The organism is Luteimonas aquatica (assembly GCF_022662575.1).
Classification (GTDB): Bacteria; Pseudomonadota; Gammaproteobacteria; order Xanthomonadales; family Xanthomonadaceae; genus Luteimonas; species Luteimonas aquatica.
Genome location: NZ_JALBFU010000029.1, coordinates 1 through 3040 on the forward strand (window position 1 = coordinate 1; position 3040 = coordinate 3040).

The 3040-nt window shown below is 70.4% G+C and carries 1 protein-coding gene; it reads right to left on the bottom strand.

What is annotated here, in order from left to right:
* The coding region (locus MD221_RS17355) for a beta strand repeat-containing protein (RefSeq protein WP_242113407.1) at positions 1 to 3040 on the bottom strand (3040 nt) is incomplete at both ends.

The window sequence follows — 3040 nt, forward strand, 5'->3', positions numbered from 1 at the left end:
GGTGGTCAGGTCCACGCCCGAGTTCACCGGCACCGGCGGGGTCGTGGCGTCGCAGCCTTCGCCGCCTGCCGTCGTACAGGCCGGATCGCCGCCGCCGCTGGTGTTCACGGTGTTGACGATGCCCGTGCTGTTCGCAGCGGTCGGGGTGACGTTGATGGTGTAGGTCGCGCTGGCGCCCACGGCCAGGCCCGCCGGCGTGGTGCAGGTGACCGTCTGGCCCGTGGCCGAGCAGCCCGCACCGACGCTGTTGATCGTCAGCGACGCATCGACATTATCGACGCTGACCGTATCGGCCGTGGTCGGACCCGTGCCGTTGTTGGTCACCGTGATCGTATAGGTCGCAGCCACACCCACCGTCATCGGATTCGGACTGACGGTCTTGGTGGTGCTCAGGCTCACGCCCGTGTTCACCGGCACCGGCGGGGTCGTCGTATCGCAGCCTTCGCCCGTCGCCGTGGTGCAGTCCGGATCACCGCCGCCGCTGGTATTGACGGTATTGACGATGCCCGTGCTGTTGGCAGCGGTCGGGGTGACATTGATGGTATAGGTCGCGCTGGCACCGGCGGCCAGGCCGGCCGGCGTGGTGCAGGTGACCGTCTGGCCGCTCTGCGTGCAGCCCGCGCCGACGCTATTGATCGTCAGCGACGCATTCACCGCGTCGACGCTGACCGTATCAGCCGTCGTCGGGCCCGTGCCATTGTTGGTGACCGTGATCGTGTACGTTGCCGCCACGCCCACCGTCATCGGATTCGGGCTGACCGTCTTGCTGGTGGTCAGGTCCACGCCCGAGTTCACCGGCACCGGCGGGGTCGTCGTATCGCAGCCTTCGCCCGTGGCCGTGGTACAGGCCGGATCGCCGCCGCCGCTGGTGTTCACGGTGTTGACGATGCCGGTGCTGTTGGCAGCGGTCGGGGTGACATTGATCGTGTAGGTCGCGCTGGCACCGGCGGCCAGGCCGGCCGGCGTGGTGCAGGTCACGGTCTGGCCCGTGGCCGAGCAGCCTGCGCCGACGCTATTGATCGTCAGCGACGCATTCACCGCGTCGACACTGACCGTGTCGGCCGTGGTCGGACCCGTGCCGTTGTTGGTCACCGTGATCGTGTAGGTCGCTGCCACGCCCACCGTCATCGGGTTCGGCGCCACCGTCTTGGTGGTGCTCAGGCTCACGCCCGAGTTGACCGGGACCGGCGGGGTCGTGGTGTCGCAGCCTGCGCCCGAGGCCGGGGTACAGGCCGGATCGCCACCACCGCTGGTGTTCGCGGTGTTGACGATGCCGGTGCTGTGGGCAGCGGTCGGGGTGACATTGATCGTGTAGGTCGCTGCCATGCCCACCGTCATCGGGTTCGGCGCCACCGTCTTGGTGGTGCTCAGGCTCACGCCCGTGTTGACCGGGACCGGCGGGGTCGTGGTGTCGCAGCCTTCGCCCGTGGCCGTGGTACAGGCCGGATCGCCACCACCGCTGGTGTTCACGGTGTTGACGATGCCGGTGCTGTTGGCGGCCGTCGGCGTGACGTTGATCGTGTAAGTCGCGCTGGCGCCCGCCGCCAGGCCGGCCGGCGTCGTGCAGGTGACCGTCTGGCCGCTCTGTGTGCAGCCCGCACCGACACTGTTGATCGTCAGCGAGGCATTCACGTTGTCCACGCTGACCGTATTGGCGGTCGTGGGACCGGTGCCGTTGTTGGTGACCGTGATCGTGTACGTCGCGCTGGCGCCCGCGGCCAGGCCGGCCGGCGGCGTGCAGGTGACCGTCAGGCCGCTCTGTGTGCAGCCCGCACCGACCCTGGTGATCGTCAGCGAGGCATTCACGGTGTCCACGCTGACCGTATTGGCGGTCGTGGGACCGGTGCCGTTGTTGGTGACCGTGATCGTGTACGTCGCCGCCACGCCCACCGTCATCGGGTTCGGGCTGACAGTCTTGGTGGTGCTCAGGCTCACGCCCGCATCGACCGTGGTCGGATCGGTCGCCGTGCAGCGTGCCTGCGCCGGGCAGGTGGTGTCGCCGCCGCCGCTGGCCTGTGCCGTATTGGTCACGCTCGGCAATGCCCCGCTACCCACCGCCACCGTCAGCGTGATCGCCGGACCGGCCGCGCCGGCCGCGATCGCCGTCGTACGGGTACAGGTCACCGTCTGGCCGGCCGCGCTGCAGGTCCAGCCCGTGCCGGTGCCCGACACATAGGTCAGCCCGCTCGGCAGCGTGTCGGTCACGGTGATCGTGCCCGAGGTCGGCGCCGTGCCGGTGTTGCTCACCGTCAGCGTGTAGGTGCCGTTGGTCCCCACCACGAAGTTGCCGCTGTGGGTCTTGGCCATGCTCAGCAGCGGCGCATTGACCGTCGTGGTCGCGCTGCTGCAGCTCACCGTCGGGCCGCTGGTGCAGCCAGGACCCGGCGGCGTGCCCGGATTGCCGGTGCCCGTCGGGTTGGTCGCCGCGTAGTTGGTGATCGAGCCGCCCGTCGCCGGGGCGGTCACCGTCAGCACGACATTGGTCGAGCCTCCGCCCGCGATCGGGCCGGGGATCGTACAGGTCAGCAGCGCGCCCGCCGAGCTCGGCAGGGGGCCGCAGTTCGCGCCGGTCACCGCCGTGGCAATCGCGCCCGCCGGCAGCTGGTCCTGCACGACCACGTTGGTGCCGGTCGCGGTCTGGCCGCTGTTGCTCACCGCCAGCGTGTACTGGTAGCTGGCGCCCGCCGTCACCGTTGCCGGGCCGGTCTTGGCCACCGCGACGTTCGCGGCGGTGTTCACCGTGGTCGGGTCGGTCGCCGTGCAGCGCGCCTGCGCCGGGCAGGTGGTGTCGCCGCCGCCGCTGGCCTGCGCCGTATTGGTCACGCTCGGCGTGGCCCCGCTGCCCACCGCCACCGTCAGCGTGATCGCCGGACCGGCCGCGCCGGCCGCGATCGCCGTCGTGCGGGTACAGGTCACCGTCTGGCCGGTCGCGCTGCAGGTCCAGCCCGTGCCGGTGCCCGACACATAGGTCAGCCCGCTCGGCAACGTGTCGGTCACGGTGATCGTGCCCGAGGTCGGCGCCGTGCCGGTGTTGCTCACC